Annotated in this window: 21 protein-coding genes; 11 read left to right on the top strand and 10 right to left on the bottom strand. The window is 64.1% G+C overall.

What is annotated here, in order from left to right; genetic code table 11:
• Window positions 1-91 precede the first annotated feature (91 nt).
• Window positions 92-436 (bottom strand): hypothetical protein, encoded by a 345-nt coding sequence (locus tag L1O02_RS25160; RefSeq protein ID WP_060837735.1) that lies wholly within the window; start codon window positions 434-436, stop codon window positions 92-94.
• 205 nt (window positions 437-641) lie between these two features.
• Here L1O02_RS25160 and ppc point away from each other — a divergent pair, with 205 nt between their 5' ends.
• From ppc to L1O02_RS25125, 7 genes are all read left to right on the top strand, one after another.
• Window positions 642-3,272, top strand: a complete 2,631-nt coding sequence (ppc, locus tag L1O02_RS25155; protein WP_235758896.1) for a phosphoenolpyruvate carboxylase — start codon at window positions 642-644, stop codon at window positions 3,270-3,272.
• A 289-nt stretch (window positions 3,273-3,561) separates the two neighbouring features.
• Window positions 3,562-4,209 carry an adenylate kinase gene (gene adk / locus L1O02_RS25150; RefSeq protein ID WP_060837737.1) on the top strand — a complete coding sequence of 216 codons (648 nt, stop codon included), beginning with the start codon at window positions 3,562-3,564 and terminating at the stop codon, window positions 4,207-4,209.
• A gap of 90 nt (window positions 4,210-4,299) precedes the next feature.
• A complete protein-coding gene (gene tsaB / locus L1O02_RS25145; RefSeq protein ID WP_060837738.1) occupies window positions 4,300-4,974 on the top strand; it encodes a tRNA (adenosine(37)-N6)-threonylcarbamoyltransferase complex dimerization subunit type 1 TsaB in 675 nt (224 codons plus the stop codon).
• A gap of 186 nt (window positions 4,975-5,160) precedes the next feature.
• Window positions 5,161-5,457 carry a hypothetical protein gene (locus L1O02_RS25140; protein WP_060842591.1) on the top strand — a complete coding sequence of 99 codons (297 nt, stop codon included), beginning with the start codon at window positions 5,161-5,163 and terminating at the stop codon, window positions 5,455-5,457.
• Window positions 5,454-6,314 (top strand): DUF72 domain-containing protein, encoded by an 861-nt coding sequence (locus L1O02_RS25135; RefSeq protein WP_108544893.1) that lies wholly within the window; start codon window positions 5,454-5,456, stop codon window positions 6,312-6,314. Before L1O02_RS25140 ends, L1O02_RS25135 begins: the two co-directional genes overlap by 4 nt.
• Window positions 6,315-6,347: 33 nt before the next feature.
• Window positions 6,348-7,178, top strand: coding sequence for an isocitrate lyase/phosphoenolpyruvate mutase family protein (locus L1O02_RS25130; protein WP_060842592.1), 831 nt, complete (start codon window positions 6,348-6,350; stop codon window positions 7,176-7,178).
• Window positions 7,179-7,191: 13 nt separating this feature from the next.
• Window positions 7,192-7,890, top strand: a complete 699-nt coding sequence (locus L1O02_RS25125; protein WP_060837741.1) for an extensin family protein — start codon at window positions 7,192-7,194, stop codon at window positions 7,888-7,890.
• A gap of 8 nt (window positions 7,891-7,898) precedes the next feature.
• Here the strand turns inward: L1O02_RS25125 and L1O02_RS25120 are convergent, their stop codons facing one another.
• On the bottom strand, window positions 7,899-8,516 hold the full coding sequence (locus L1O02_RS25120) for a hypothetical protein (RefSeq protein WP_060837742.1): 618 nt from the start codon (window positions 8,514-8,516) through the stop codon (window positions 7,899-7,901).
• Window positions 8,517-8,610: 94 nt separating this feature from the next.
• Here L1O02_RS25120 and L1O02_RS25115 point away from each other — a divergent pair, with 94 nt between their 5' ends.
• Window positions 8,611-9,393: a class I SAM-dependent methyltransferase gene (locus tag L1O02_RS25115; RefSeq protein ID WP_060837743.1), complete on the top strand. Its 783-nt coding sequence runs from the start codon at window positions 8,611-8,613 to the stop codon at window positions 9,391-9,393.
• An 81-nt stretch (window positions 9,394-9,474) separates the two neighbouring features.
• Here the strand turns inward: L1O02_RS25115 and L1O02_RS25110 are convergent, their stop codons facing one another.
• A complete protein-coding gene (locus tag L1O02_RS25110; protein WP_108544457.1) occupies window positions 9,475-10,110 on the bottom strand; it encodes a TetR/AcrR family transcriptional regulator in 636 nt (211 codons plus the stop codon).
• Window positions 10,111-10,203: 93 nt separating this feature from the next.
• Here L1O02_RS25110 and L1O02_RS25105 point away from each other — a divergent pair, with 93 nt between their 5' ends.
• Window positions 10,204-11,292 (top strand): efflux RND transporter periplasmic adaptor subunit, encoded by a 1,089-nt coding sequence (locus tag L1O02_RS25105; RefSeq protein ID WP_060837745.1) that lies wholly within the window; start codon window positions 10,204-10,206, stop codon window positions 11,290-11,292.
• 5 nt (window positions 11,293-11,297) lie between these two features.
• The gene (locus L1O02_RS25100) at window positions 11,298-14,354 is read left to right on the top strand and encodes an efflux RND transporter permease subunit (protein WP_060842594.1); all 3,057 of its coding nucleotides are present in this window, start codon (window positions 11,298-11,300) and stop codon (window positions 14,352-14,354) included.
• Window positions 14,355-14,475: 121 nt separating this feature from the next.
• On the opposite strand, the gene L1O02_RS25095 is transcribed toward L1O02_RS25100, so the two are convergent.
• From L1O02_RS25095 to plsB, 3 genes are read right to left on the bottom strand one after another with little or no spacing between them, the layout of a single operon-like run.
• Window positions 14,476-15,165: a DUF4197 domain-containing protein gene (locus L1O02_RS25095; protein WP_060837747.1), complete on the bottom strand. Its 690-nt coding sequence runs from the start codon at window positions 15,163-15,165 to the stop codon at window positions 14,476-14,478.
• 24 nt (window positions 15,166-15,189) lie between these two features.
• On the bottom strand, window positions 15,190-15,588 hold the full coding sequence (locus L1O02_RS25090; protein WP_060837748.1) for a YbaY family lipoprotein: 399 nt from the start codon (window positions 15,586-15,588) through the stop codon (window positions 15,190-15,192).
• Window positions 15,589-15,639: 51 nt separating this feature from the next.
• Window positions 15,640-18,144 (bottom strand): glycerol-3-phosphate 1-O-acyltransferase PlsB, encoded by a 2,505-nt coding sequence (gene plsB, locus L1O02_RS25085; protein WP_060837749.1) that lies wholly within the window; start codon window positions 18,142-18,144, stop codon window positions 15,640-15,642.
• A gap of 259 nt (window positions 18,145-18,403) precedes the next feature.
• Here plsB and L1O02_RS25080 point away from each other — a divergent pair, with 259 nt between their 5' ends.
• Entirely contained in the window at window positions 18,404-18,613 is a 210-nt protein-coding gene (locus L1O02_RS25080) for a cold-shock protein (RefSeq protein WP_011059510.1), read from the top strand.
• 99 nt (window positions 18,614-18,712) lie between these two features.
• Here L1O02_RS25080 and L1O02_RS25075 read toward each other — a convergent pair whose 3' ends face one another.
• The 4 genes from L1O02_RS25075 to L1O02_RS25060 all read right to left on the bottom strand — a co-directional run bounded on the left by L1O02_RS25075 (window position 18,713) and on the right by L1O02_RS25060 (window position 23,963).
• Entirely contained in the window at window positions 18,713-19,090 is a 378-nt protein-coding gene (locus tag L1O02_RS25075) for a hypothetical protein (RefSeq protein WP_060837751.1), read from the bottom strand.
• 87 nt (window positions 19,091-19,177) lie between these two features.
• Window positions 19,178-19,987 carry a putative RNA methyltransferase gene (locus L1O02_RS25070; RefSeq protein ID WP_108544462.1) on the bottom strand — a complete coding sequence of 270 codons (810 nt, stop codon included), beginning with the start codon at window positions 19,985-19,987 and terminating at the stop codon, window positions 19,178-19,180.
• Window positions 19,987-21,138: a succinyl-diaminopimelate desuccinylase gene (gene dapE / locus L1O02_RS25065; RefSeq protein WP_060837753.1), complete on the bottom strand. Its 1,152-nt coding sequence runs from the start codon at window positions 21,136-21,138 to the stop codon at window positions 19,987-19,989. The genes L1O02_RS25070 and dapE overlap by 1 nt, the downstream gene beginning before the upstream one ends.
• A 233-nt stretch (window positions 21,139-21,371) precedes the next feature.
• A complete protein-coding gene (locus L1O02_RS25060; protein WP_060842597.1) occupies window positions 21,372-23,963 on the bottom strand; it encodes a glycosyltransferase in 2,592 nt (863 codons plus the stop codon).
• Between the last annotated feature and the right edge of the window lie 148 nt (window positions 23,964-24,111).

The raw sequence follows: 24,111 nt of genomic DNA, 5'->3' as shown, positions 1-24,111 counted from the left end.
ATCCGGAACTTTTGCCGTGCAGCGGGGTATCCCCGACCCTGTTCAGGGCCGGGGACGATGAAGTTCAACGGGAGTTGGAGAGGGCGCCGACTCAGTGCTTCGGCTTGTCGGACTGGCTGGCCATGAGCTGCAGATGCTGGCGTGACAGGGCCAGGAAGCGCGGGGTCGGACCGATATCCTCGTAGAGCGGATCGCCTTCCTCGTCGGTGGCCACCACCTGCCGACCCTGGATGTAGGGGAAGCTGGCTTCCAGCTCTTCCAGGGCGGCGCCAATCAGTTCGCCGAGCAGTTCCTCGGTCTGGCGTTTGGGGTACATCTCGGAGAGGGCGGCCAGGCGGGCGGCGGCTTCCACGTCCAGGTGAATCCGGTAGGCGGTTTTGCTCAGGCGCCCCTTGGCGTTTTCTTCCCAATGTTGTGCCAGTTCACGGATTTTCATGTTGACCTCGATGAACGCCTGCTTGTGGCAGGTTGGGTTGAGTAACCGGCCGGGGCCGGTGCGTGGCCCTTGTGCGGCCTACCCTTGAGACTAGTCCCATCGGCCAGGGTTGGCCCGGGGTGAGGTTGCACGCTTGCTAAGGCAGGCGTGCAAGCGGCACTCTTGAGCCTTCCGTGCCGCCTTGAGTCTGCTGGAGACCACCTCGATGACCGATATTGATGCGCGCTTGCGCGAAGACGTTCACCTCTTGGGAGAACTGTTGGGCAATACCATCCGAGATCAGTACGGGGAGGCTTTCCTCGACAAGATCGAGCAGATCCGCAAGGGCGCCAAGGCCGATCGCCGGGGCTCGCCCAGTGCCGAATTGAGCGCCAGTCTCGATTCGCTGAGCGAAGACGAACTGCTGCCGGTGGCCCGGGCCTTCAACCAGTTCCTCAACCTGGCGAACATCGCCGAGCAGTATCAGTTGATTCACCGTCGCGACGAGTCGCAACCGGCGCCCTTCGAAGCCCGGGTACTGCCGGAGCTGCTGGCGCGCCTGCGGGCCGAGGGCCACTCCGCCGATGCCCTGGCCCGGCAATTGGCGCGTCTGGAGATCGAGCTGGTGCTCACCGCTCACCCCACCGAAGTGGCGCGCCGCACCCTGATCCAGAAGTACGATGCGATTGCCGCGCAGCTGGCGGCCCAGGACCATCGCGATCTCACCAGCGCCGAGCGCGGGCAGATTCAGGAGCGCCTGCAACGGCTGATCGCCGAGGCCTGGCACACCGAGGAAATCCGCCGCACCCGGCCGACCCCGGTGGATGAGGCCAAGTGGGGGTTTGCGGTGATCGAGCACTCGCTGTGGCAGGCGATCCCCAATTACCTGCGCAAGGCCGACAAGGCGCTGTTCGAAGCCACCGGCCTGCGTTTGCCCCTGGAGTCGGCGCCGATCCGTTTCGCTTCGTGGATGGGCGGCGACCGTGACGGCAACCCCAACGTCACTGCCAGCGTGACCCGCGAAGTCCTGCTGCTGGCGCGCTGGATGGCCGCCGATCTGTATTTGCGTGACGTCGATCACCTGGCCGCCGAGCTGTCCATGCAGCAGGCCAGCCCGGCCCTGCTGGCCAAGGCCGGGGACAGTGCCGAACCCTACCGTGCGTTGCTCAAGCAACTGCGCGAGCGCCTGCGGGCCACCCGCAACTGGGCCCAGGCGGCGCTTGGCGCGGCGGTGCCGGCCGGGCCCGAGGTGTTGCAGAACAACCGCGAGCTGCTTGAGCCCTTGCAGCTGTGCTACCAGTCGCTGCATGAATGCGGGATGGGCGTGATTGCCGATGGCCCGCTGCTCGATTGCCTGCGCCGGGCGGTGACGTTCGGCCTGTTTCTGGTGCGTCTGGATGTGCGTCAGGACTCCAGCCGGCATACCTCGGCCATGACCGAGATCACCGATTACCTGGGCCTGGGGCGCTATGCCGACTGGAGCGAAGAGGACCGCATCACCTTCCTCAATCGCGAACTGGCCAGCCGGCGGCCGTTGCTGCCGGGCTACTTCAAGCCTTCGGCGGACACTGCCGAAGTGCTTGCCACTTGCCGCGAGATCGCCCAGGCGCCGGCGGCGTCCCTGGGTTCCTACGTGATTTCCATGGCGGGGGCGGCCTCCGATGTGCTGGCGGTGCAGTTGCTGCTCAAGGAGTCCGGGGTGCTGCGGCCGATGCGCGTGGTGCCGCTGTTCGAAACCCTGGCGGACCTGGACAACGCCGGCCCGGTGATGGAGAAACTGCTGCACTTGCCGGGCTACCGCTCGCGGCTGCAGGGGCCTCAGGAGGTGATGATCGGCTACTCGGATTCGGCCAAGGACGCCGGGACCACCGCGGCCGCCTGGGCGCAGTATCGGGCGCAGGAGCGGCTGGTGGATATCTGCCGTGAGCAACAGGTGGAGTTGCTGCTGTTCCACGGCCGCGGCGGTACTGTGGGACGCGGCGGTGGTCCGGCCCACGCGGCGATCCTGTCGCAGCCGCCGGGTTCGGTGGCGGGGCGTTTCCGCACCACCGAACAGGGGGAAATGATCCGTTTCAAATTCGGCCTGCCGGACATTGCCGAGCAGAATCTCAACCTCTACCTGGCCGCTGTGCTGGAGGCGACCCTGCTGCCGCCGCCACCACCGGAACCGGCCTGGCGTCACCTGATGGACGAACTGGCCAGCGACGGGGTCCAGGCCTATCGCGCGGTGGTGCGCGACAATCCGCAATTTGTCGAGTACTTCCGCCAGTCCACCCCGGAGCAGGAGTTGGGCCGCCTGCCCCTGGGCAGTCGCCCGGCCAAGCGCCGGGCCGGTGGGATTGAAAGCCTGCGGGCGATTCCGTGGATCTTCGGCTGGACCCAGACCCGCCTGATGCTGCCGGCGTGGCTCGGCTGGGAGGCGGCCTTGAGCAAGGCGCTGGCCCGGGGCGAGGGTGAGTTGCTGGGGCAGATGCGTGAACAGTGGCCGTTCTTCCGCACCCGCATCGATATGCTGGAAATGGTGCTGGCCAAGGCCGATGCGGACATTGCCCGCTCTTATGACGAGCGCCTGGTGGAGGCGGAACTGCTGCCATTGGGTGCGCATTTACGCGACCTATTGTCGCAGGCCTGCGCGGTGGTCCTGGGGTTGACCGGACAGTCGCAATTGCTGGCCCACAGCCCCGATACCCTGGAGTTCATCCGCCTGCGCAATACCTACCTGGATCCGCTGCACTTGCTGCAGGCGGAGCTGCTGGCGCGCTCGCGCCAGCAGGAGGCGCCGCAAGGAAGCCCCGTGGAACAGGCGTTGCTGGTCTCCGTGGCCGGTATCGCCGCCGGTTTGCGCAACACCGGCTGAGGCGGCAGAGGGCTGTTTGCCTGCTCTGGCGCAGCCCTGATCAGGACAAACCCAAGGTGTCGCTCAGATTCATCTGGCGACACTTTGTTATGGGGTTGCGACTTGTTCTACCCGGCCAAAGTGGCATAAAAAGGCCGGGTTCCTCCGACTTTCGACTGCTTGTGCGGGCTGTGTCGGCTGTGTATCTTGATCAGCCTTTGGCCGTTTGGGCGGTCATCACCCTATTTTTGAGATTGGCCCCACGAGGCGAATCCGAGCGTTTCTAAATAAAAAATTGAGGAGCACATCGATGCGCGTAATTCTGCTGGGAGCTCCCGGGGCCGGTAAAGGTACTCAGGCAAAGTTCATCACCGAAAAGTTCGGCATTCCACAGATCTCCACCGGCGACATGCTGCGTGCTGCGGTCAAGGCCGGCACCGAGCTGGGCCTGAAGGCCAAGAGCGTGATGGACAGCGGTGGCCTGGTGTCCGACGACCTGATCATCAACCTGGTCAAGGAACGCATCAGCCAGCCTGACTGCGCCAAGGGTTTCCTGTTCGACGGTTTCCCGCGCACCATTCCTCAGGCCGAAGCACTGGTCAAAGCCGGTGTGGAACTGGACAACGTGGTGGAAATCGCTGTCGACGACGAAGAGATCGTCCAGCGTATCGCCGGTCGCCGCGTACACGAGGCGTCGGGCCGTGTGTACCACACCGTCTACAACCCGCCGAAGATTGCCGGCAAGGACGACATCACCGGTGAAGACCTGGTGCAGCGCAAGGACGACACCGAAGAAACCGTGCGTCATCGCCTGTCGGTCTATCACTCCCAGACCAAGCCGCTGGTGGAGTTCTACCAGCAGCTGGCCTCGACCCAGGGCAAGCCGAAGTACAGCCACATCCCGGGCGTGGGTTCGGTGGAAGTGATCACTGCCAAGGTACTTGAAGCCCTGAGCTGATTTACCTGATCGTTTGATCGTTCAACGGCCCGCTTGCGGGCCGTTGCTGTTTATAATGCGTCACTTTTTTCAATGCCGATGGAACCCCGAATGAGCACCTTGCTGGCCCTGGACACCGCGACTGAAGCTTGCTCCGTTGCTTTGCTGCATGACGGCAAGGTCACGAGCCATTACGAGGTGATCCCGCGTCTGCATGCGCAGAAGTTGTTGCCGATGATCAAGGAACTGCTGGCCAATGCCGGTACCACCTTGCAGGCGGTGGATGCCATTGCCTTCGGCCGTGGCCCGGGCGCCTTTACCGGTGTGCGCATCGCCATTGGCGTGGTGCAGGGGCTGGCCTTCGCCCTGGAGCGTCCGGTGCTGCCGGTGTCCAACCTGGCGGTGCTGGCCCAGCGCGCCTTGCGTGAGCACGGTGCGACTCAGGTGGCCGCGGCCATCGATGCGCGCATGGATGAAGTCTATTGGGGCTGTTATCGGGAAACGGCCGGCGAGATGCGCCTGGTCGGGGCCGAAGCCGTGCTGGCGCCGGAAGTCGCGAGCTTGCCGGCAGGCGCCAGTGGTGACTGGTTTGGCGCGGGCACGGGCTGGGGGTATGGCGAGCGCATTGCCGTCACGCTCAGCGCTCGGGACGCGGGCATGCTGCCCCATGCCGAAGACCTGCTGACCCTGGCGAAATTTGCCTGGGAGCGGGGCGAGGCGATCGTCGCCGACGAGGCTCAGCCGGTCTATCTGCGGGATAAGGTGGCCACGCCCAAAGCCCGTTGAGGGTGCTCCAAGTGTTTGCGGTTGTTCAGATTTTTTCTGCCGACAGCCGCCAATCGTCTGTTTTTCAGCATCCTTCCTGCCCGGTTTTAAACCTTTTGGCTTTTCTGTGTTCTAGTTATCACTCGGGCATTTGCTAAGTCGCAGCAGTGCCGCTAAATTGCCATCATTGATCCCGGGCTTTTCAGTATGCGCATAGACGGCATCTCCTCGCAGTCCTACCCCATCAAGCGCAAGCCTCGCAAAGGCCCGGTGCTGGTAGACGAGTCCCTGGACGATGCCGATGCGGTCGAAGTCCAGCCCGAACCCCAAAGCCGTTCCCAGGCTTCTGCCTCCCGCACCGGTAATCTCCCCGCCCGTCCTCAGGACATGATCTTCCAGCGCGCGATGAAAAAGAGCGTGGCCAATGCTCTGGCCAGCTACTTGACCACCGCCGGCTTTGTCGATTGGGACCTGGAAGTGGTGGGGCTCGACCTGCACATCTGATGCTGCCTTATTTCCTCGGTTGTCCTTCCTGGAGCGAAAACGCCTGGCGTGAGTACCTGTATCCGCAAGATGCCCGAGCGAATGATTTCCTCGGCCTGTATTCCCAGGTCTTCAACGCCGTCGAAGGCAACACCACCTTCTATGCCCGTCCCGCGCCAACCACGGTGCAGCGCTGGGCCGAGATCATGCCCGAGCACTTTCGCTTCACCGCCAAGTTTCCCGGCGATATCAGTCACGGCGGTGACCTGCGCCAGCAGTTGAGCGCAGCCGAGACCTTTGTTCAGTTGCTCAGCCCGTTGGGTAAGCGGGTCTCGCCCCTGTGGTTGCAACTGCCGGCCAGCTTCGCGCCCCAGCGCCTGGCGGAGCTGGCGGGGTTTATCGATGGTCTGCAGCGGCCGCTGGCGGTGGAGGTCCGGCACCCGGAATTCTTTGCCAAGGGCGATGCCGAGCGCAGGCTCAACCGATTGCTGCGCGAGCGGGGTGTCGAGCGCATCTGCCTGGATCCGCGGGCCCTGTTCAGTTGCACGTCCAGCGCTCCGGCAGTGCTGCATGCGCAGTCGAAAAAGCCCCGGGTGCCGCCACGGCCGGCGGCCTTCACGCAGTTTCCCCAGGTGCGTTTCATCGGCCATCCGGAGCTGGAGGCCAACGATCCGTTCCTGCTGCCCTGGATCGACAAGGTCGCCACCTGGATCGAGGAAGGGCGCACGCCCTATGTGTTCCTGCACACCTCGGACAACCGCCTGGCAGCGGAACTGGCCCGACGTTTTCACGCTCGGCTGATGCAACGTTTGCCTGGCTTGCCCGCGTTGCCTGAGTTATACAGAGAGCCCGCCGCGGAGCAGCTCGGCCTGCTCTGAGGCGGTTTCACCGCCTTTTTCAGGAGCGAGCAAATGGACGCGCAATCCCTTCGAGCCAACGTTTTCAAGGCCCTGCACGAGCGTGCCGGAGCCTTTGTCATTCCCAATCCCTGGGATGCCGGTTCCGCGAGGATGCTGGTCGGCCTCGGTTTCGAAGCGCTGGCCACCACCAGCGCGGGAAACGCCTTCTCTCTGGGGCGCCCGGATGCCGAGGGCGCGGTCAGCCTGGAAGACACCTTGAACAACGTCCGCGAGATCGTCGGCGCCAGCAGCCTGCCGGTGGCGGCGGACCTGGAAAACGGTTTTTCCGACAGCCCTGAAGGCTGCGCCCAGGCGCTGTTGCTGGCCGCGGCCAGTGGCGTGGTGGGCGGTTCGATCGAGGATGCCAGCGGGCGTGCCGACGAGCCCATTTATGACTTCAATCTGGCCGTGGAGCGCATCGAGGCCTGTGTCGTGGCAGCCCGTAGCCTGCCATTTCCCTTCACCCTGACGGCTCGGGCGGAGAATCTGCTCCACGGTCGTGACGATCTGCCTGACACCATCCGCCGTTTGCAGGCCTTTGCCGAAGCCGGGGCCGATGTGCTCTATGCGCCGGGGTTGCGCAGTGCCGAGGAAATCCTGCAAGTGGTGCGGGCCGTGGCCCCCAGGCCGGTGAACGTGCTGATGTCCGGCGGCCTCAACCTGAGCGTGGCGCAACTGGCGGAGCTGGGGGTCAAGCGCATCAGCGTCGGTTCCGCCCTGGCTCGGGCAGCCTATGGCGCCTTCTACCGCGCGGCTGAGGACATTCGCGATCACGGCCGCTTCGATTTTGCCGAGCGGGCGATGCCGTTTAGGCAGATCAATCAATTGTTCAAGCAGCCATGAACAGGGGGGGCATGTGCGGAGGCTGAAAGTGTTGGGCGCCGTGTTGCTGTTGTGCGCCCTGTTGTTGCTTGGCATCCGCTTGGGCTGGTTGCCGGTGGCTGATGCGTGGAACCCCTGGGCGCCGCTGGATGTGCAAGCCAAGCCCAATCTGCTGACCCGTTTCAAGCTGGCGCGGCTGCGGGACGATCCGCAGCTGTGCGATGAGGTGCTGGGGCGCTCCGGTTTGCGCACCAGTCGCCAACCCGACAGTCGTGGCGATGTCGCCTGTCCGCTGAGCAATACCTTGCGGGTGCAAGGTGGGTCGGTGGCGTTGAGCAGCAGCTTTCTCGCCAGTTGTCCGCTGGCGGTGGCGTTTGCCCTGTACGAGCGCCATGGACTGCAGCCGGCGGCGCAGGCGGTGTATGGGCAGCGAGTGGCGCGGGTCGATCATCTGGGCAGCTTTGCCTGCCGCAATATGTACAGCCGCGAGAAGGGGGCGCGCAGTCAGCATGCCAGCGCCAATGCCCTGGATATTGCCGGCTTTCGTTTGAGCGATGGACGCAGTATCAGCGTGCTGCGGGATTGGCCCAAGGACAGCAGTGAAGGGCGCTTCTTGCGATTGGCCCGGGACGGCGCCTGCGATGCGTTCAATGTGGTGCTGGGGCCGGACTACAACAGCGCGCACCGCAACCATTTCCATCTGGATGTGGGGCCTTGGTGGGTGTGTCGCTAAACAGCGGCTCAGGCGGCGATGCGCAGGTTCTGCAGAATCAGCGGGCGTGCCCAGCCGATGTCGAAATCCATCTGCCGTTGCTGTTCGATGAGCTCCTCCGGCGGGAACGGTTCGGCCGGCTTGTCCAGCAGATCCAGCTCGAATTCGGCAATCGGCAGGTGCAGCGGGCGCGGCTCCGGCGCAGGACCTGGAGCAGGCACTGGCTGACCGGCGTTGAGCACGAGCGGCCGTACCCAGCCACTTTCGAAGTCCTGCTGGCGTTGCTGGGCGACGATTTCTTCCGGCGGGAAAGGCGTAGCGGGTTTGTCCAGCAGCTCCATTTCGAATTCGGCAATCGGCAGGAACAGCGGCTCGGGAGGGCGAACTTCGGTTTCCTGCACGTCGCAGTGGCGCTGATTGACGATCTGCGCCAGCACGTCGCTACCGCCCGCCGGTTCTACCGGTCCATCGACGGCAACCGCCGGCAGCCCTTCAACGCTCGCGCCATCTCCCCGTTGCTCGGCCAGGGCCTGGGCAAAGAAGTCCTGCCACAGATGGCTGACGCCGCTCAGTGCCTGGGAGTTGCGTAGGCCATAGTCGCCGTGGCGAGAGATATAACCTATCGATGTGCGTTGAATGTCTGACATTGCTCTCGGTCGACGCTTGAGCTCTGGCAAAATGGCCGATAGTTCTGTTATCGGCAGTTTTTGCCGATCATTAATTTTTTGAGTGTGGTTTCAGATGAATGAGCAACCCGCGGCCTGCCGCATCCAAGTCGAGGCCCTGGGCGCTGGCTTCGAGCCCCTGGCGCGGCAATGGGCCGAGCGCCTGGGCCTGCCCTTGCAGATCGACGAGCCGGAGTTCGCGCTGCAGGTCGGTGAGCAGGGCCTGCAATTGCAGCAGTTGGGGGCGGATGCGCCGGGGCCGGTACGGGTCGACTTCGTCGAAGGCGGCGCAGCCCATCGACGCCTGTACGGCGGCGGCAGCGGACAGATGATTGCCAAGGCGGTGGGGGTGGCTCAAGGCGTGCGGCCCCGCGTGCTGGATGCGACGGCGGGGTTGGGCAAGGACGGGTTTGTCCTCGCCACCCTGGGGTGCGAGATGAGCCTGATCGAACGTCAGCCATTGATTGGCGCGCTATTGGAGGACGGCCTGGCCCGTGCCGCGCTGGACGCCGAAGTGGCGCCGATCGTGGCTCGCATGCACTTGCTCAAGGGCAACTCCATCGAACTGATGCGCAACTGGGAAGGCGAGCCGCCTCAAGTGATCTACCTCGATCCGATGTTTCCCCATCGGGAGAAAAGCGCGCTGGTGAAAAAGGAAATGCGCCTGTTCCGCCCGCTGGTGGGGGACGACAACGATGCGCCGGCGCTGCTGGCGGCGGCCCTGGCCCTGGCCAGCCACCGGGTGGTGGTCAAGCGCCCGCGCAAGGCCCCGTGCATTGACGGGCCCAAGCCGAGCCACGGGCTGGAGGGCAAGTCCAGCCGCTACGACATCTACCCGAAGAAGGCCCTCAAGGCCTGATCCCCCTAGGGCCCGGCTTGCCGGCGAAGGCTGTCTTCATGGCCCGTTCGCTGGCAGGCCAGGGCCTGCTCAACCCAGCTGCTACGACCTGTAGGCGCGGATGAACAGCGCCACCACTTCCTGCACGTGCTCTTCCGCCGCGTCGCCCCTCAGCGGCTCGCCGCAGCCATAGAGCAGGCGGAAGTTCGCCCCGCCCTTGAGCATGCAGAAGAAGTGCTCGGCGGCATTGCGCGGCTTGTCGATGTGCAAGGTGCCCAGCTCATTGATTCGCCTCAGCAGCCGTTCCATGCCTTGCAACACGCGTTCTGGGCCGGCTTCGATGAACATCTGCGAGAGCTTGGGATCCTGATTGCCCAGGGCCATGATCAGGCGATGCAGGTTCACCGACTCGTCGCTGTTGATCAGTTGGTGAAAGCCTCTGGCGATGTTCAGCAGGACGCTTTCCACCGACGTGTCGGGCGTCAGTTCGTAGATCAGCGTCGGCAACTGCTCTTCGCACTTGGCCACCACCGCGGCGGTGAACAGGGTCTCCTTGTCATTGAAGTGGCTATACACCGTGAGCTTTGAAACGCCGGCTTCGGCGGCGACCGCATCCATGCTGGTACTGGCGTAGCCATTGCTCAGAAACAGGTTTTTCGCTGCTTCGAGAATGGCCTGGCGCTTGGCCAGATCTTTGGGCCTGCCTGGCCCAACGTTTGCGGAAAGATTGTCGGACATTTTTCGCTGTTAATACTGGACTGGTGAGTTTGCTATTAATAACATACCGGCCAGTATAATTATTCAAAGCACCATTAGCGAAGGGTCGCCGCCATGTTCCGCTATGCCTTGCCAGTCAGCCTGGCTTTTTTTCTGTCTGCTTGTGGGCACGAAGAGCCCGTTCAAATTGGCATCCGACCGGCCATGGTGGTCCAGCCAGAGCCTTCGGCACGGGCTTCGGACAGTTATCCCGGCGAGGTGCGCGCCCGTTACGAACCCGAGCTGGCATTCCGCATTGGCGGCAAGGTCAGTCGACGACTGGTTGAGGAAGGCGAGCGGGTCAAGGCCAATCAACCCCTGGCCGAACTCGACCCGCAGGACGTGCGCCTGCAGCTTGAAGCCACCCGGGCCCAGGTCACGGCGGCCAGCGCCAACCTCAATCTGGTGCGTGCCGAGCGCGATCGCTACAAGACCCTGCTGGACCGGCAGATGGTCAGCCGCTCCCAGTACGACAATGCCGAAAACCTCTACCGCGCCGGTGAAGCGCGGCTGAAGCAGATCAAGGCCGAGTTCGACGTGGCCAACAACCAGGCCGGCTATGCCGTGCTGCGTGCGCCGCAGGACGGCGTGGTGGCCAAGCGTGCGGTGGAAGTGGGGCAGGTGGTGGCGGCCGGGCAGACGGTCTTCACCCTGGCCACCGATGGCGAGCGCGAGGTGCTGATCAGTTTCCCCGAGCAGAATTACGGTCGCTTCAAGGTCGGCCAGCCCGTGTCGGTCGAGCTCTGGACCCAGCCGGGCCAGCGCTTCGACGGACGTATCCGCGAGCTGTCGCCGGCTGCCGATCCCAAGTCCCGGACCTTCGCCGCGCGCATTGCCTTCACTGCCGGCAAAGTGCCCGCCGAGCTGGGCCAGAGCGCCCGGGTGTTTATCCAGAACGCCGATGCGCTGTCGCTGTCGGTGCCGTTGTCGGCCTTGACTGCTGAAGGTGGCGCGACCTTCGTCTGGCGGGTCGATGCCAACAACACCCTGCACAAGACCCCGGTGCGGGTCGGCGCCTTTGGCGAGAAGAGCGTGCCGGTGCTCGAAGGCTTGAGTGCCAGCGATTGGGTGGTGGCTGCCGGCGTGCATGTGCTCCATGAGGGCTTGCAGGTGCGCCCGGTGGATCGTGACAACCGTATGGTTAACCTGGCGGCCAAGGAGTAGTCCCGATGGGTTTCAACCTTTCCGCCTGGGCGTTGCGCAATCGCCAGATCGTCCTGTTCCTGATGCTGTTGCTGGCCATTGTCGGCGCCTTGTCCTACACCAAGCTGGGTCAGAGTGAAGACCCGCCTTTCACCTTCAAGGCCATGGTGATCCGCACCAACTGGCCCGGGGCCACGGCCCAGGAAGTGTCGCGCCAGGTCACCGAGCGCATTGAAAAGAAACTGATGGAAACCGGCGAATACGATCGCATCGTTTCCTTCTCCCGCCCCGGGGAATCCCAGGTGACCTTCATCGCCCGGGACTCGATGCATTCCAACGAGATTCCCGATCTCTGGTACCAGGTACGCAAGAAGATCAGCGATATCCGCCAGACCTTGCCGCCGGGCATCCAGGGTCCGTTCTTCAACGATGAGTTCGGCACCACCTTCGGCAATATCTATGCGCTGACGGGCAAGGGCTTCGACTACGCCGTGCTCAAGGATTACGCCGACCGCATCCAGATCCAGCTGCAACGGGTCAAGGACGTGGGCAAGGTCGACCTGCTGGGCCTGCAGGATGAAAAGATCTGGATCGAACTGTCCAACGTCAAGCTGGCGACCCTGGGACTGCCGTTGGCGGCGGTGCAGCAGGCGCTGGAGGAGCAGAACGCCGTCTCCACCGCCGGGTTCTTCGAAACCCCCAGCGAGCGGGTGCAATTGCGGGTATCGGGCAATTTCCAGACGGTGGAGCAGATTCGCAATTTCCCGATCCGGATCGCTGACCGTACCTTCCGCATCGGCGATGTGGCGGAGGTGCGCCGTGGTTTCAATGATCCGCCGGCACCACGCATGCGCTTCATGGGCGAAGACGCAATCGGCCTGGCGGTGGCGATGAAGGAAGGCGGCGACATCCTGGTGCTGGGCAAGGCCCTGGAAGGCGAGTTCTCGCGCCTGCAGAACAGCCTGCCGGCAGGGATGGAGCTGCGCAAGGTGTCCGACCAGCCGGCGGCAGTGAAGACCGGGGTCGGCGAGTTCGTGCGGGTGCTGGCCGAGGCGCTGATCATTGTGCTGCTGGTGAGCTTCTTCTCCCTCGGTGTGCGTACCGGGATGGTGGTGGCCCTGGCGATTCCCCTGGTGCTGGCGATGACGTTCGCCACCATGTACTACCTGGGGATCGGTCTGCACAAGATCTCCCTCGGTGCTCTGGTGCTGGCCCTGGGGCTGTTGGTGGACGACGCGATCATCGCGGTGGAGATGATGGCGATCAAGATGGAGCAGGGCTTCGACCGGATCAAGGCCGCCAGCTTTGCCTGGACCAGTACCGCCTTCCCCATGCTCACCGGCACCCTGATCACCGCCGCAGGCTTTTTGCCGATTGCCACGGCCCAGTCCGGCACCGGCGAGTACACCCGCTCGATCTTTCAGGTGGTGACCATCGCCCTGGTGGCCTCGTGGATCGCTGCCGTGGTGTTCGTCCCCTACCTGGGAGAGAAGCTCCTCCCGGACCTGGCCAAGATCCATGCCGCCAAGCACGGCGCCGAGTCCAACCCCCACGGCACGCCGTTTTATCAGCGCGTGCGCCGCGTGGTCGGCTGGTGTGTGGAGCGGCGCAAGACCGTGATCGTCCTGACCATCCTGGCGTTTGTCGGCTCGGTCGTGCTGTTCCGCTTCGTGCCGCAGCAGTTCTTCCCGGCCTCGGGACGCCTGGAACTGATGGTCGACCTGAAGCTGGCGGAGGGCGCGTCCCTGAGCAATACCGCCGACGAGGTCAAGCGTCTGGAGGCGATGCTCAAGGATCACCCGGGCATCGATAACTACGTGGCCTATGTGGGCACCGGTTCGCCGCGTTTCTACCTGCCGCTGGACCAGCAACTGCCGGCCACCAGCTTTGCCCAGTTCGTGGTGCTGGCCAAGTCCATCGAGGAGCGGGAAAGCCTGCGGGGTTGGCTGATCTCCACCCTCAATGAACAGTTCCCGGCCCTGCGCTCGCGGGTCACGCGGCTGGAAAACGGTCCGCCCGTGGGCTATCCGGTGCAGTTCCGGGTCACCGGCGAGCACATCGAGGAGGTTCGCGCCCTGGCCCGCAAGGTGGCGGCCAAGGTGCGGGAGAACCCCCATGTGGTCAACGTGCATCTGGACTGGGAGGAGCCGAGCAAGGTGGTTTACCTGAACATCGATCAGGACCGGGCCCGGGCCCTGGGCGTCAGCACTGCCAACCTGTCGAAGTTCCTGCAGAGCTCACTGATCGGCTCCACCGTCAGCCAGTACCGCGAGGACAACGAGCTGATCGAGATCCTCCTGCGGGGTACCCGGCAGGAGCGCACCGAACTGGCATTGTTGCCGAGCCTGGCGGTGCCTACCGACAACGGCAAGAGCGTGTCGCTGTCCCAGGTCGCGACCCTGGAGTACGGCTTCGAGGAAGGGGTGATCTGGCACCGTAACCGCCTGCCCAACGTCACGGTACGGGCCGATATCTACGGCAAGGAACAGCCGGCGACCCTGGTGCAGCAGATTCTGCCGACCCTGGAGCCGATCCGCGCCGAACTGCCGGATGGCTACCTGCTGGAGGTGGGCGGCACCGTCGAGGACTCGGCCCGTGGCCAGAACTCGGTGAAGGCGGGCGTGCCACTGTTCATCGTGGTGGTGCTGACCTTGCTGATGATCCAGCTGCGCAGTTTCTCGCGCACGGCCATGGTGTTTCTCACCGCGCCCCTGGGGCTGATCGGGGTCACCCTGTTCCTGCTGGTGTTCCGCCAGCCGTTCGGCTTCGTGGCCATGCTCGGGACCATTGCCCTGTCGGGAATGATCATGCGCAACTCGGTGATCCTGGTGGACCAGATCGAGCAGGACATCAAGGCCGGGCACACGCCCTGGGATGCGATCATCGAAGCCACGGTACGGCGTTTCCGGCCCATCGTGCTGACGGCCCTGGCGGCGGTGCTGGCGATGATCCCGCTGTCGCGCAGCGTGTTCTTCGGGCCGATGGCGGTGGCCATCATGGGCGGGCTGATCGTGGCGACGGCGCTGACCCTGCTGTTCCTGCCGGCACTTTATGCGGCGTGGTTCCGGGTCAAGAAAACCTAGCAAGCGCTACGCAGGGTTGCATCCAGCAGGAGCCGGCTTGCCGGCGAAGAGGCCTTGAGGCCGGCGTCTGTCGGCAGACGCCTTCGCCAGCAAGCTGGCTCCTGCAGGTGAGGGGAAGGTCTTACAGGGTGCCGAAGACTTTCTTGGCCAGGCTGGTGGCCGCGGCCGCCGGGTTCTGGCGAATGGCTTCTTCCTGCTTGCCGATCATTTCGAACAGGCCATTGAGGGCTTGCTCGGTCACGTAGCTTTCGATGTTGGCGCTCTTGGCATCCAGCACACCCAGGGTCGCGGCCTGGCCGGCGAAGGAGTTGTACTGCTTGGCCAGACCCACCTGGTCGGTGGCCTGCTTGACGATAGGCAGGAACTTGGCGCGGATCTGCTCGCGGCTGCTCTTGTCCAGGTACTGGGTGGCAGAGTCCTTGCCTCCGGCGAGAATGCCCTTGGCGTCCGCCACGGTCATTTTCTTCACCGCATCCACCAGCAGCGCCTGGGCTTGCGGCACTGCCGCTTCGGCGGCCTTGTTCATGCTGGTTTCCAACTGATCGACCTGGTCACCCATGCCGAACTGTTTCATTTTCTTCGCCACTTTGCCGAGGTTGCCCGGCAGTTCGATGCGCACATCGGGGTTGTTGCTGAAACCGCCAGGGGTCCCCAGCTGTTTCACGGCGATCTGCGCGCCTTGGGTCAGGGCGTCCTTGAGGCCGCCGCTGGCGTCACCCTGGGACAGGTCGCTGAGGGACAGGGCCAGAGCACTGGCGGAGATCATCAGGCCAGCGCACAGGCTGGTGAAGCGGAGCGAAGTACGGAGCATGGCGGCTTCCTTGGACAATGAGAGTTAACGTACAGCGTCGACACGGAGTTTCAGCGGCTGGGGATCCTTGCCGTCCAGATTGACTCCGTTGTGTTCGGTGGTGATGAACATCAGCTTGCCGTCCAGTTCGATCCGCGCACTGACCGCGTAGCGGTGGCCTGGCTTGACCTGGGCCGGGTCGTAGCTGAGGTGGAAGGGCAGCGGCACCTGGCCCTTGATCGGACCGTTCTGCTCGGCCAGGACTTGCGCCGGCGCATCTGCCAGGGACACGTCCTGCAGGCTCACGCTCAGGGTGGCGGTGGGCGGCAGGGCGATGCGCTGCAGGTAGAAGACTTCACCATCGAGGCTGGCCTTGGCCGCAGGCTGCATGGCTTGGCAGGCGCCGAGCAGCGCAGTGGCTGCCAGCAGGGTGAGTTTTTTCATTGCGGATCTCCGTATCGGGGGCGCCGCAGATTCTGCGGCGCCGATAAGAATCTAGTCGCTTTGCACCGGTGCCGCGAGCTGCTCGGCGGCATCTTCGCTGCGGTGCAGGGCGACCTGGCGGATCGACAGGCGAATCTCCGCCGGCAGCACGCGCTTGGCCGCGCCTTCGGCCAGGTCTCCCAGCAGTGGGTGGTAGCTCAGCTTGCCGGCTTCGTCGCGGCGCAATACGTCCTGGTCCAGCAGGGTCTGGATGAAGTGGCGGAACAGACTCTTGTCGAAGAACTCCGGGGCATTGAGGCCATGCAGGATCGACAGGCGCTGGGCCATGACCGTGCACAGGTCTTCCAGCTCTTCGGCGCTGATGCTGTTCTGGCCACTGTTGAGCAGCAGGGAAATGGCCATGTAGAAGCGTTGCAGGGTCTGGGCGATGCTCTTGGACAGCAGCGTCAGCAGGACAAAATGCCGCGAGCTGGGCGCCGGGCGCAGGTACAGGTCTTTCTCGAAACGCAGCAGGCCCTGTTCGACGAAGGCCTCCAGCCATTGATCCACCACCGCGTCGAGTTCCTCCAGCGACCAGCGAATGAACAACTCCGCCTGCAGGTAGGGATACAGCGCCCGGGTGTAGCGCAGGATCTGTTCGCGGCTCATGCGTGACGAGCTCTGGAAGAAGCTCGCCAGCAGGGCCGGCAGGGCGAAGATGTGCAGCACGTTGTTGCGGTAGTAGGTCATCAGGACGGCGTTCTGCTCGTCCAGGTAGAGGATCTTGCCCAGGGCGTCGCTTTGCTCGGCCAGCAGGTCCATGTCCTTGACGTGCTGGATCAGCGCCCGGCCATCGCCTTCCGGCAAGGTGGTGTGGGGCGAGTAGGGCACGCGGCGCAGCAGTGCCAGGTACAGGTCCAGGACCCGGGCCATGGCGCGTTCGTCCAGGGCCAGGCGGCTGGTGGAGAGCAGGGCCAGGGCCACCAGGTTCACCGGGTTGATCGCCGCGGCTTCATTGAGGTGCTGGGCCACCCGCTCGCCCAGGCGGTTGGTGGTTTCGTTGAGCCAGGCCGGGCGGTACTGCGGGCCCAGCTCCTGGGAGCGCCAGTCCGGTTGCTCCTGGTCGAGGAACTCCGCCAGCTTGATCGGTTCGCCGAAGTTCACCGCCACCTGGCCGAAGCGCTGCTTGAGGGCACCGATGACCTTGAAGATGTCGAAGATCGACTCCTTCTTCTTGCTCGCGCCGCGCAGTTCGCCCAGGTAGGTGCGGCCTTCCAGGACCCGCTCGTAGCCGATGTACACCGGCACGAAGACGATGGGCATGCGCGACGAGCGCAGGAAGCTGCGCAGGGTGATGGCCAGCATTCCGGTCTTGGGCTGCAGCATGCGCCCGGTGCGCGAACGCCCGCCTTCGACGAAGTACTCCACCGGGAAGCCCTTGGTGAACAGGGTGTGCAGGTATTCGTTGAACACCGAGGTGTACAGCGGGTTGCCCTTGAAGGTGCGGCGCATGAAGAAGGCGCCGCCGCGGCGCAGCAGGCTGCCGATCACCGGCATGTTGAGGTTGATCCCGGCGGCGATGTGCGGTGGCGTCAGGCCGTTGCGAAACAGCAGGTAGGACAGCAGCAGGTAGTCGATATGGCTGCGGTGGCAGGGCACGTAGATCACTTCGTGACCCTGGGCGATCTTCTGCACGCCTTCCAGATGGTTGACCTTGATCCCGTCGTAGATCTTGTTCCAGAACCAGCTGAGCACCACTTCCAGGAAGCGGATCGCGGTGTAGGTGTAGTCCGAGGCGATCTCGTTGCCGTAGCGCAGGGCCTGGGCCTTGGCTTTTTCCGGGGAGATCTTCTCGCGCTCGGCCTCGTCGAGGATCGCCTGTTTCACCAGGGGCTGGTTGAGCAGGCCCTTGACCAGGTTACGTCGGTGGGAAATGTCCGGGCCGATGACCGCGGCCTTGAGGTTGCGGAAGTGCACCCGCAGGATGCGCTGGGCCATGCGCACGGTGCGTTCGTGGCCCTTGTTGTGTTCGATCAGTTCCCGCAGGTTGATCGGCGCGGAGAACTGCACCCGGGTCTTGCGCCCCAGGATCATGATGCTCAGCAGCCGGCGCAGGCGCCCGGTGACTGCCCAGCTGTCGGCGAACAGCAGTTTCCACGGGCTCGATTCACTGTCCGGGGACTGGCCCCAGAACACGCTGACCGGAATGATCTGCGCGTCTTCGGCGGCGTTCTGGGCCAGGGCGCTGACCAGTCGGGTCAGGGTCGGCGGCGCGCCGCGCTTGTCCTGGCGGCCGAGCCAGTCGGGCTCCGGGGTCAGGTAGAAGAAGGCCGCAGGCTCCAGCAGATTGCCCACCGACACCGGCAGCACCGGGCGTGGCAGCCCGGCCTTGGTGCATTCGCTATCGACCACGGCCAGGTCAGTCAGGGACGGGTTTTGCAGGACGTAGAACACCGGCCGGCTGCGGTCGAGGTCGAGGGTGAAGGACGACTGGTTGATGGTTTCCGAGCGCACCCAGAGGTACAGCAGGCGGCGCAAGGTGCCAAACACGAGACGGCGGATCGGGGAGCGGGTCATACGGCTTCTGCGTGAGTGAATATGTGGATGAACACAAAACCGAGCAACTGCTCGGGGCCGGTAGTGTGCCGGATTCGCCGAAAATCGGCAAAAAAGCGCCGAAACAAGATTGAGTTGAGAGTTTTTACGCCTGTCATATACTCGGCCGACTCTCTCGCGGCCGTGTTGCCTCCTGTCATAGAGACACAGGTCGGGGGAAAGTTCTCAAGGTTTGGTTGCAGTGCGCCAATCCAATAATAAAAAAATGAGGTATGGATTCATGACTACTCGTGAGACCGGCAACGTGAAGTGGTTCAACGACGCCAAGGGCTACGGCTTTATCCAGCGTGAAGGTGGGGCGGACGTGTTTGTCCACTATCGAGCGATCCGTGGCGAAGGCCACCGCTCCCTGACCGAAGGCCAGCAGGTGGAGTACGCCGTGGTCGAAGGCCAGAAAGGTCTGCAAGCCGAAGACGTCGTCGGCCTGTAACCAACCCGGTAGGAGCTGGCTTGCCAGCGAACAGGGGCACTGGCGATGCAAGCTTTGGCGGCGCCTTCGCCGGCAAGCCGGCTCCTACGGGTTCAATCTTCAGGCGGTGCGCCAGGTAATCTCTTCTTCACCGTCGGCGCTGATGCGAATCCAGCGATCGGCGGACTCTTCACCTTCTTCCTCGACCCAACTGCCCGGTGCGCAGCGCACTTCCACGTTCAAGGCGGCAAAGGCGGCGCGGGCGCAGGCGATGTCGTCATCCCATGGGGTCTGGTCGCTTTCCAGGTACAGGCTGTTCCACTTGCCCACCGCTTTGGGCAGCCAGGTCACTGGCACGTTGCCTGCGCTGCATTTGTAGGTCTGGCCTTTCTGCACCCAGTCGCTGCAAGGGCCGAGCACGGCACCGAGCCAGGCGGCGATGGCCTTGTAGTCGACGTCGGCGTCTTTCAGGTAAATCTCGATATCGGGCTGGCGCATGGATGTCCTCATTGCCGGTCTGAAAAATCCATTCGCGGATTTCTTCGACCCCGGGCCGCTGCCCGAAGTCGTGGGTTCTAGTGGGGTTTATTGCAGCACGAAGTAATCGTAGCGCATCGACACGCTGACCTCGAAAGGCTCGGCCTGCTCGATCACCGCGGCCCGGCGTTCGGCGCTGGCGCGCCAGCCGTGAGGGGTCATGGCCAGCAGGTTGGCGCGATCTTCCGGGCGTTCCAGGCACAGCTTGAACGCCAGGGTTTCGCTGTGGGCCAGGGCCATGCCTTCAGGCACCAGGGCCAGGTGCTTGTCGTCGGTGTACTCGCGCACCTCGTCGTACAGGCGCTCGCGCAGTTCCATCAGGTGACCGCTGGTGGGGCCGACTTTCATCAGCCCGCCGCCGGGGCTCAGCAGACGCTTGGCTTCCTGCCAGTCGAGGGGGCTGAAGACGCTGGCGAGGAACTGGCAGCTGGCATCGGCCAACGGAATGCGCGCCATGCTGGCGACCATCCAGGTCAGTTGCGGCGCGCGGCGGCAGGCGCGTTTCACCGCTTCCCGGGAAATATCCAGGGCATATCCGTCGGCGCCAGGCAAGGCCTCGGCCAGTTGCGCGGTGTAGTAGCCTTCGCCACAGCCGATGTCGACCCAGCGCTGGGGCGCGCGTTCCGCCGCCAGCTCTGCCAGGCGCCGGGCCACCGGGGCGTAGTGCCCGGCGTTGAGGAAGTCGCGGCGGGCCTCGACCATGGCCTGGTTGTCACCCGGGTCACGGCTGTTCTTGTGCTGCACCGGCAGCAGGTTCAGGTAGCCCTGGCGGGCACGGTCGAAGCGATGCCCGGCCGGGCAGGCCACGCCGTTGTCCACGGCATTCAGCGGGGTGCTGCAAAGAGGACAGGCGAGCATCAGGCAAGCAACTTGACGAGAGTCTGGTAGTAGATCTCGGTCAGCACATCCAGGTCGCTGGCCAGGATCCGCTCGTTGACCTGGTGGATCGTGGCGTTGACCGGGCCCAGTTCCACCACTTGGGTGCCCAGGGTGGCGATGAAACGACCGTCGGACGTCCCGCCGCTGGTGGACGCCTTGGTCTCGCGGCCGGTGACCTGCTTGATGCTGGCCGAAACCGCGTCCAGCAGGGCGCCGGGTTCGGTGAGGAATGGCAGGCCGGACAGGGCCCAGTCCACGTGCCAGTCCAGGCCGTGCTTGTCGAGGATCGCCGCGACCCGCTGCTGCAGGCCTTCCACGGTGGATTCGGTGGAGAAGCGGAAGTTGAACACCGCCACCAGATCACCGGGGATCACGTTGGTGGCGCCGGTGCCGGAGTTGAGGTTGGAGATCTGGAAGCTGGTGGGCGGGAAGAAGGCATTGCCGTCGTCCCAATGCTCGGCCGCCAGTTCCGCCAGGGCCGCTGCCGCCAGGTGGATCGGGTTCTTGGCCAGGTGCGGGTAGGCCACGTGGCCCTGTACCCCGCGGACCGTGAGCTTGGCGCCGAGGGAGCCGCGACGGCCGTTCTTGACCACGTCGCCCACCAGGCTGGTGCTCGAAGGCTCGCCGACGATGCACCAGTCCAGGCGCTCCTTGCGTGCTGCCAGGCGTTCCACCACCGCCTTGGTGCCGTGGTGCGCCGGGCCTTCTTCGTCGCTGGTGATGAGGAAGGCCACCGAGCCCTTGTGGTCCGGGTAGTCGGCGACAAAGCGCTCGGCGGCCACCAGCATGGCGGCCAGACTGCCTTTCATGTCCGCCGCGCCACGGCCGCAAAGCATGCCGTGTTCATCGATCAGGGCTTCGAACGGATCGTTCTGCCAGGCCTGGACCGGACCGGTGGGCACCACGTCGGTGTGCCCGGCGAAGCACAGCACTGGGCCGTCATGCCGGCCATGGGTGGCCCAGAAATTGTCCACGTCCTCGATGCGCATCGGTTCCAGCTTGAAGCCGGCATCGCCCAGGCGCTGCATCATCAGCTTCTGGCAGTCGGCGTCGACCGGCGTCACCGAGGGGCGGCGGATCAGATCACAGGCAAGTTGCAGGGTCGGCGAAAGCTCGGCGTGGGCCGTCATGGGAAACTCCGGTGCAAGGCAAGATCAGGCGCGGCTCTTTTCTTGTTGTAGCAGCGAGCAAGCTCGCGATGGACTCAAGAGCGGCGCAGAGCCTCAGGTGCTTGCGTCATTCTTGACATCTATCGCGAGCAGGCTCGCTCCTACAGGGAGAGCTGCGGGCTAGGCGCGCAAAATGGCGGATATCTTAAAGCAAAACGGCGGCCTGAGGCCGCCGTTTAGTGCTTTGCATCGATTTAGGCGGCTGGAGCCGGCTCGGGGTGTTCCGCAGGTTTTGGCAGCGACGAAAGGAAGGCCATGACCAGTGCCGCCACATAAGGCAGCGACTGCACCAGGAGCATGGTCACCCAGAAGCGCATGTCGTTGCTCGGCAGGCCCTGCACCAGGAAGATCCCCAGCGCCGCGCCCCACAACAGCAGCATGATGAACAACTCTTCCCGGGCTTCGGAGATCGCCACCCAGAAGCCGTGGTTATCGGCGTTCTTCGGTGTGCGGAAGAACGGGATGCTGCTGGTGAAGAAGCCGTACAGCACCGCCTTGGCGATGGTGTGGGACAAGGCCAGGCCCGCCAGGGCCGCACAGAACGCGTCCTTGAGGTTGACCCCCACCGCCCGGCGGTAGAGGAAGATGATCTTGCCGACCTTGAACACGAACAGCGCCAGCGGCGGGATCGCGAAGATCAGCAGCGGCGGGTCGACCCGTTGCGGCACGATGATCATCGCCGCCGACCACAGCAGGGCGCCGACGGTGAAGAAGATGTTCATGCCATCCGCCACCCACGGCAGCCAGCCCGCGAGGAAGTGGTAGCGCTGGCCGCGGGTCAGCTCGGTGTCCTTGCCGCGCAGCAGGCTGGCGGTGTGGCGCTTGATGATCTGGATCGCGCCATAGGCCCAGCGGAAGCGCTGCTTCTTGAAGTCGATAAAGGTGTCGGGCATCAGGCCCTTGCCGTAGCTTTCGTGGTGGTACGCCGCCGACAGGCCCTTCTCGAACACCCGCAGGCCCAGCTCGGCGTCTTCGCAGATGCACCAGTCGGCCCAGCCCAGCTCTTCCAGCACTGTGCGCCGGGTCATGGTCATGGTGCCGTGCTGGATGATCGCGTCACGGTCGTTGCGGGTGACCATGCCGATATGGAAGAAGCCCTTGTACTCCGCGTAGCAGAGCTTCTTGAAGGTGCTTTCGTTCTGGTCGCGGTAGTCCTGGGGCGACTGCACGATGGCGATCTTCGGATCGGCGAAGTGCGGCACCATGTGCTTGAGCCAGTTGCGGTCGACGCAGTAGTCGGAGTCGATCACCGCGATCACTTCGGCATCCTTGGCGGTGTGCGGCAGCAGGTAGTTCAGCGCACCGCCCTTGAAACCGGCCAATGGCGCGACGTGGAAGAACTTGAAGCGCGGGCCCAGGGTCTCGCAATAGGCCTGCACCGGCTCCCAGACCGCCGGATCCTTGGTGTTGTTGTCGATGATCAGGACTTCGAAGTCCGGGTAATCGAGGTTGGCCAGGGCATTGAGGGTCTGTTTGACCATCTCCGGCGGCTCGTTGTAGCACGGCACGTGGATCGAGACTTTCGGCCGGTAGCTGGAGTCGCCTTCCACCGGCAGGAACTCGCGCCGGCGCTTGTGGATCCACACCGCCTCGGCCAGCTCATGGGCCTCGGTGAGCAGCACGATGAACACCCCCAGCGCACCGAGCGCGAGGAGAAAGCCCACGGTCAGGCTGAACCAGGTGCTGTATTGCTGGCTGTAGTCGTAGCCGATCCACACCAGCACCGAACCACAGAGGAAGGCGATGAAGGTCAGGAATGTGCGGCCGCGCTGGCGCAGGGCCGAGCCGTCGATCATCAGCAGGGTCAGCGACAGCAGCGCCAGCACCACCGAACCGATGGCCAGCACCCGCCATTGCGGAATCGCCACTACCGGGCCTTCGAAGTTGAATTTCTGTTGGCGCGCGGCGTTGAACACGCCCCAGTAGGCGCCCACCGAACCTTCGTCGCTGGCCTTCCACGGCTGGTCGAAGGCTTCGATGACGAAGTAGTTGTAGCCCTGGCGGTTGAGCTTGTTGACCAGCGTGCGCAGGTAGATCGCCTGGTCCGCCGGACTGGCGTCGGCGCCACCGCGCATCCGGCCGTTGCTCGGCCAGCCCACTTCGGACAGCAGCAGCGGCTTTTTCGGGAACATCTTCTTCAGGTCGCGGGCGCGATCGAGGACGAACTGCTCGGCCTTGTCCACCGGGATGAACTCCCAGTACGGCAGGATGTGCGCGGCGATCAGGTCGACGTGCTTGGCCAGCTCCGGGTGTTCTTCCCAGACGTGCCACTGTTCCGAGGTGGTGACCGGGACTTTCACCGCAGCGCGGACCCGGTCGAGAATCACCGACAACTGGTCGGCGGTGATTTCCTTGCGGAAGATCGCTTCGTTGCCCACCACTACCCGCACCACGCTGCGCGAGCTGTTGGCCAGTTCGATGGCGCGCATGATTTCCCGCTCGTTGCGCTCCAGGTCCGGGCTGATCCAGATGCCCAGGGTCACGCGCAGGCCGAACTCTTCCGCCAGCTTGGGAATATCCTGCAGGCTGCCATCCACCGAATAGGTACGGATGTTGTCCGTCAGCTTGCTCATGATCTCCAGGTCGCGACGCATTTCATCGTCGGACGGGTACTGGTCCTTCTGCGGGAACTGGCCCTGCTGGAAAGGCGAGTAGGAAAAACCGGAGATCTGTTCCGGCCAGTCGGGGGCCGAGACCGGGCGATTGATCAGCGCCCAGAAGCCGGTGAACAGCGCGGCAATGGCCAGCACTATCACCAGGTTGAGTCCAAATTTACGCGATGACATAGCTATTTCGGGTTCCAAAGGGTGTGGAACGAGGGAAGGGTTGGCAGGCGCCAAACGGCGGGCATCCTACACCGGCCCTCAACTGAGCGTACAGCGCACAGAGGAAAGCCAGACCTTGGGCACTGTAATTGCGTTTAAGTTCTTTACT

The organism is Pseudomonas sp. BC42 (assembly GCF_021560055.1).
GTDB lineage: Bacteria > Pseudomonadota > Gammaproteobacteria > Pseudomonadales > Pseudomonadaceae > Aquipseudomonas.
Note: the sequence above shows the minus strand (reverse complement) of the source record. Positions and strands in the feature narration are given on the sequence as shown.

Coding starts and splice junctions, on each gene's coding strand:
- L1O02_RS25160 (WP_060837735.1), bottom strand. CDS start 436: ATGAAAATCCGTGAACTGGCACAACATTGGGAAGAAAACGCCAAGGGG.
- ppc (WP_235758896.1), top strand. CDS start 642: ATGACCGATATTGATGCGCGCTTGCGCGAAGACGTTCACCTCTTGGGA.
- adk (WP_060837737.1), top strand. CDS start 3,562: ATGCGCGTAATTCTGCTGGGAGCTCCCGGGGCCGGTAAAGGTACTCAG.
- tsaB (WP_060837738.1), top strand. CDS start 4,300: ATGAGCACCTTGCTGGCCCTGGACACCGCGACTGAAGCTTGCTCCGTT.
- L1O02_RS25140 (WP_060842591.1), top strand. CDS start 5,161: ATGCGCATAGACGGCATCTCCTCGCAGTCCTACCCCATCAAGCGCAAG.
- L1O02_RS25130 (WP_060842592.1), top strand. CDS start 6,348: ATGGACGCGCAATCCCTTCGAGCCAACGTTTTCAAGGCCCTGCACGAG.
- L1O02_RS25120 (WP_060837742.1), bottom strand. CDS start 8,516: ATGTCAGACATTCAACGCACATCGATAGGTTATATCTCTCGCCACGGC.
- L1O02_RS25115 (WP_060837743.1), top strand. CDS start 8,611: ATGAATGAGCAACCCGCGGCCTGCCGCATCCAAGTCGAGGCCCTGGGC.
- L1O02_RS25110 (WP_108544457.1), bottom strand. CDS start 10,110: ATGTCCGACAATCTTTCCGCAAACGTTGGGCCAGGCAGGCCCAAAGAT.
- L1O02_RS25105 (WP_060837745.1), top strand. CDS start 10,204: ATGTTCCGCTATGCCTTGCCAGTCAGCCTGGCTTTTTTTCTGTCTGCT.
- L1O02_RS25100 (WP_060842594.1), top strand. CDS start 11,298: ATGGGTTTCAACCTTTCCGCCTGGGCGTTGCGCAATCGCCAGATCGTC.
- L1O02_RS25095 (WP_060837747.1), bottom strand. CDS start 15,165: ATGCTCCGTACTTCGCTCCGCTTCACCAGCCTGTGCGCTGGCCTGATG.
- L1O02_RS25090 (WP_060837748.1), bottom strand. CDS start 15,588: ATGAAAAAACTCACCCTGCTGGCAGCCACTGCGCTGCTCGGCGCCTGC.
- plsB (WP_060837749.1), bottom strand. CDS start 18,144: ATGACCCGCTCCCCGATCCGCCGTCTCGTGTTTGGCACCTTGCGCCGC.
- L1O02_RS25080 (WP_011059510.1), top strand. CDS start 18,404: ATGACTACTCGTGAGACCGGCAACGTGAAGTGGTTCAACGACGCCAAG.
- L1O02_RS25075 (WP_060837751.1), bottom strand. CDS start 19,090: ATGCGCCAGCCCGATATCGAGATTTACCTGAAAGACGCCGACGTCGAC.
- L1O02_RS25070 (WP_108544462.1), bottom strand. CDS start 19,987: ATGCTCGCCTGTCCTCTTTGCAGCACCCCGCTGAATGCCGTGGACAAC.
- dapE (WP_060837753.1), bottom strand. CDS start 21,138: ATGACGGCCCACGCCGAGCTTTCGCCGACCCTGCAACTTGCCTGTGAT.
- L1O02_RS25060 (WP_060842597.1), bottom strand. CDS start 23,963: ATGTCATCGCGTAAATTTGGACTCAACCTGGTGATAGTGCTGGCCATT.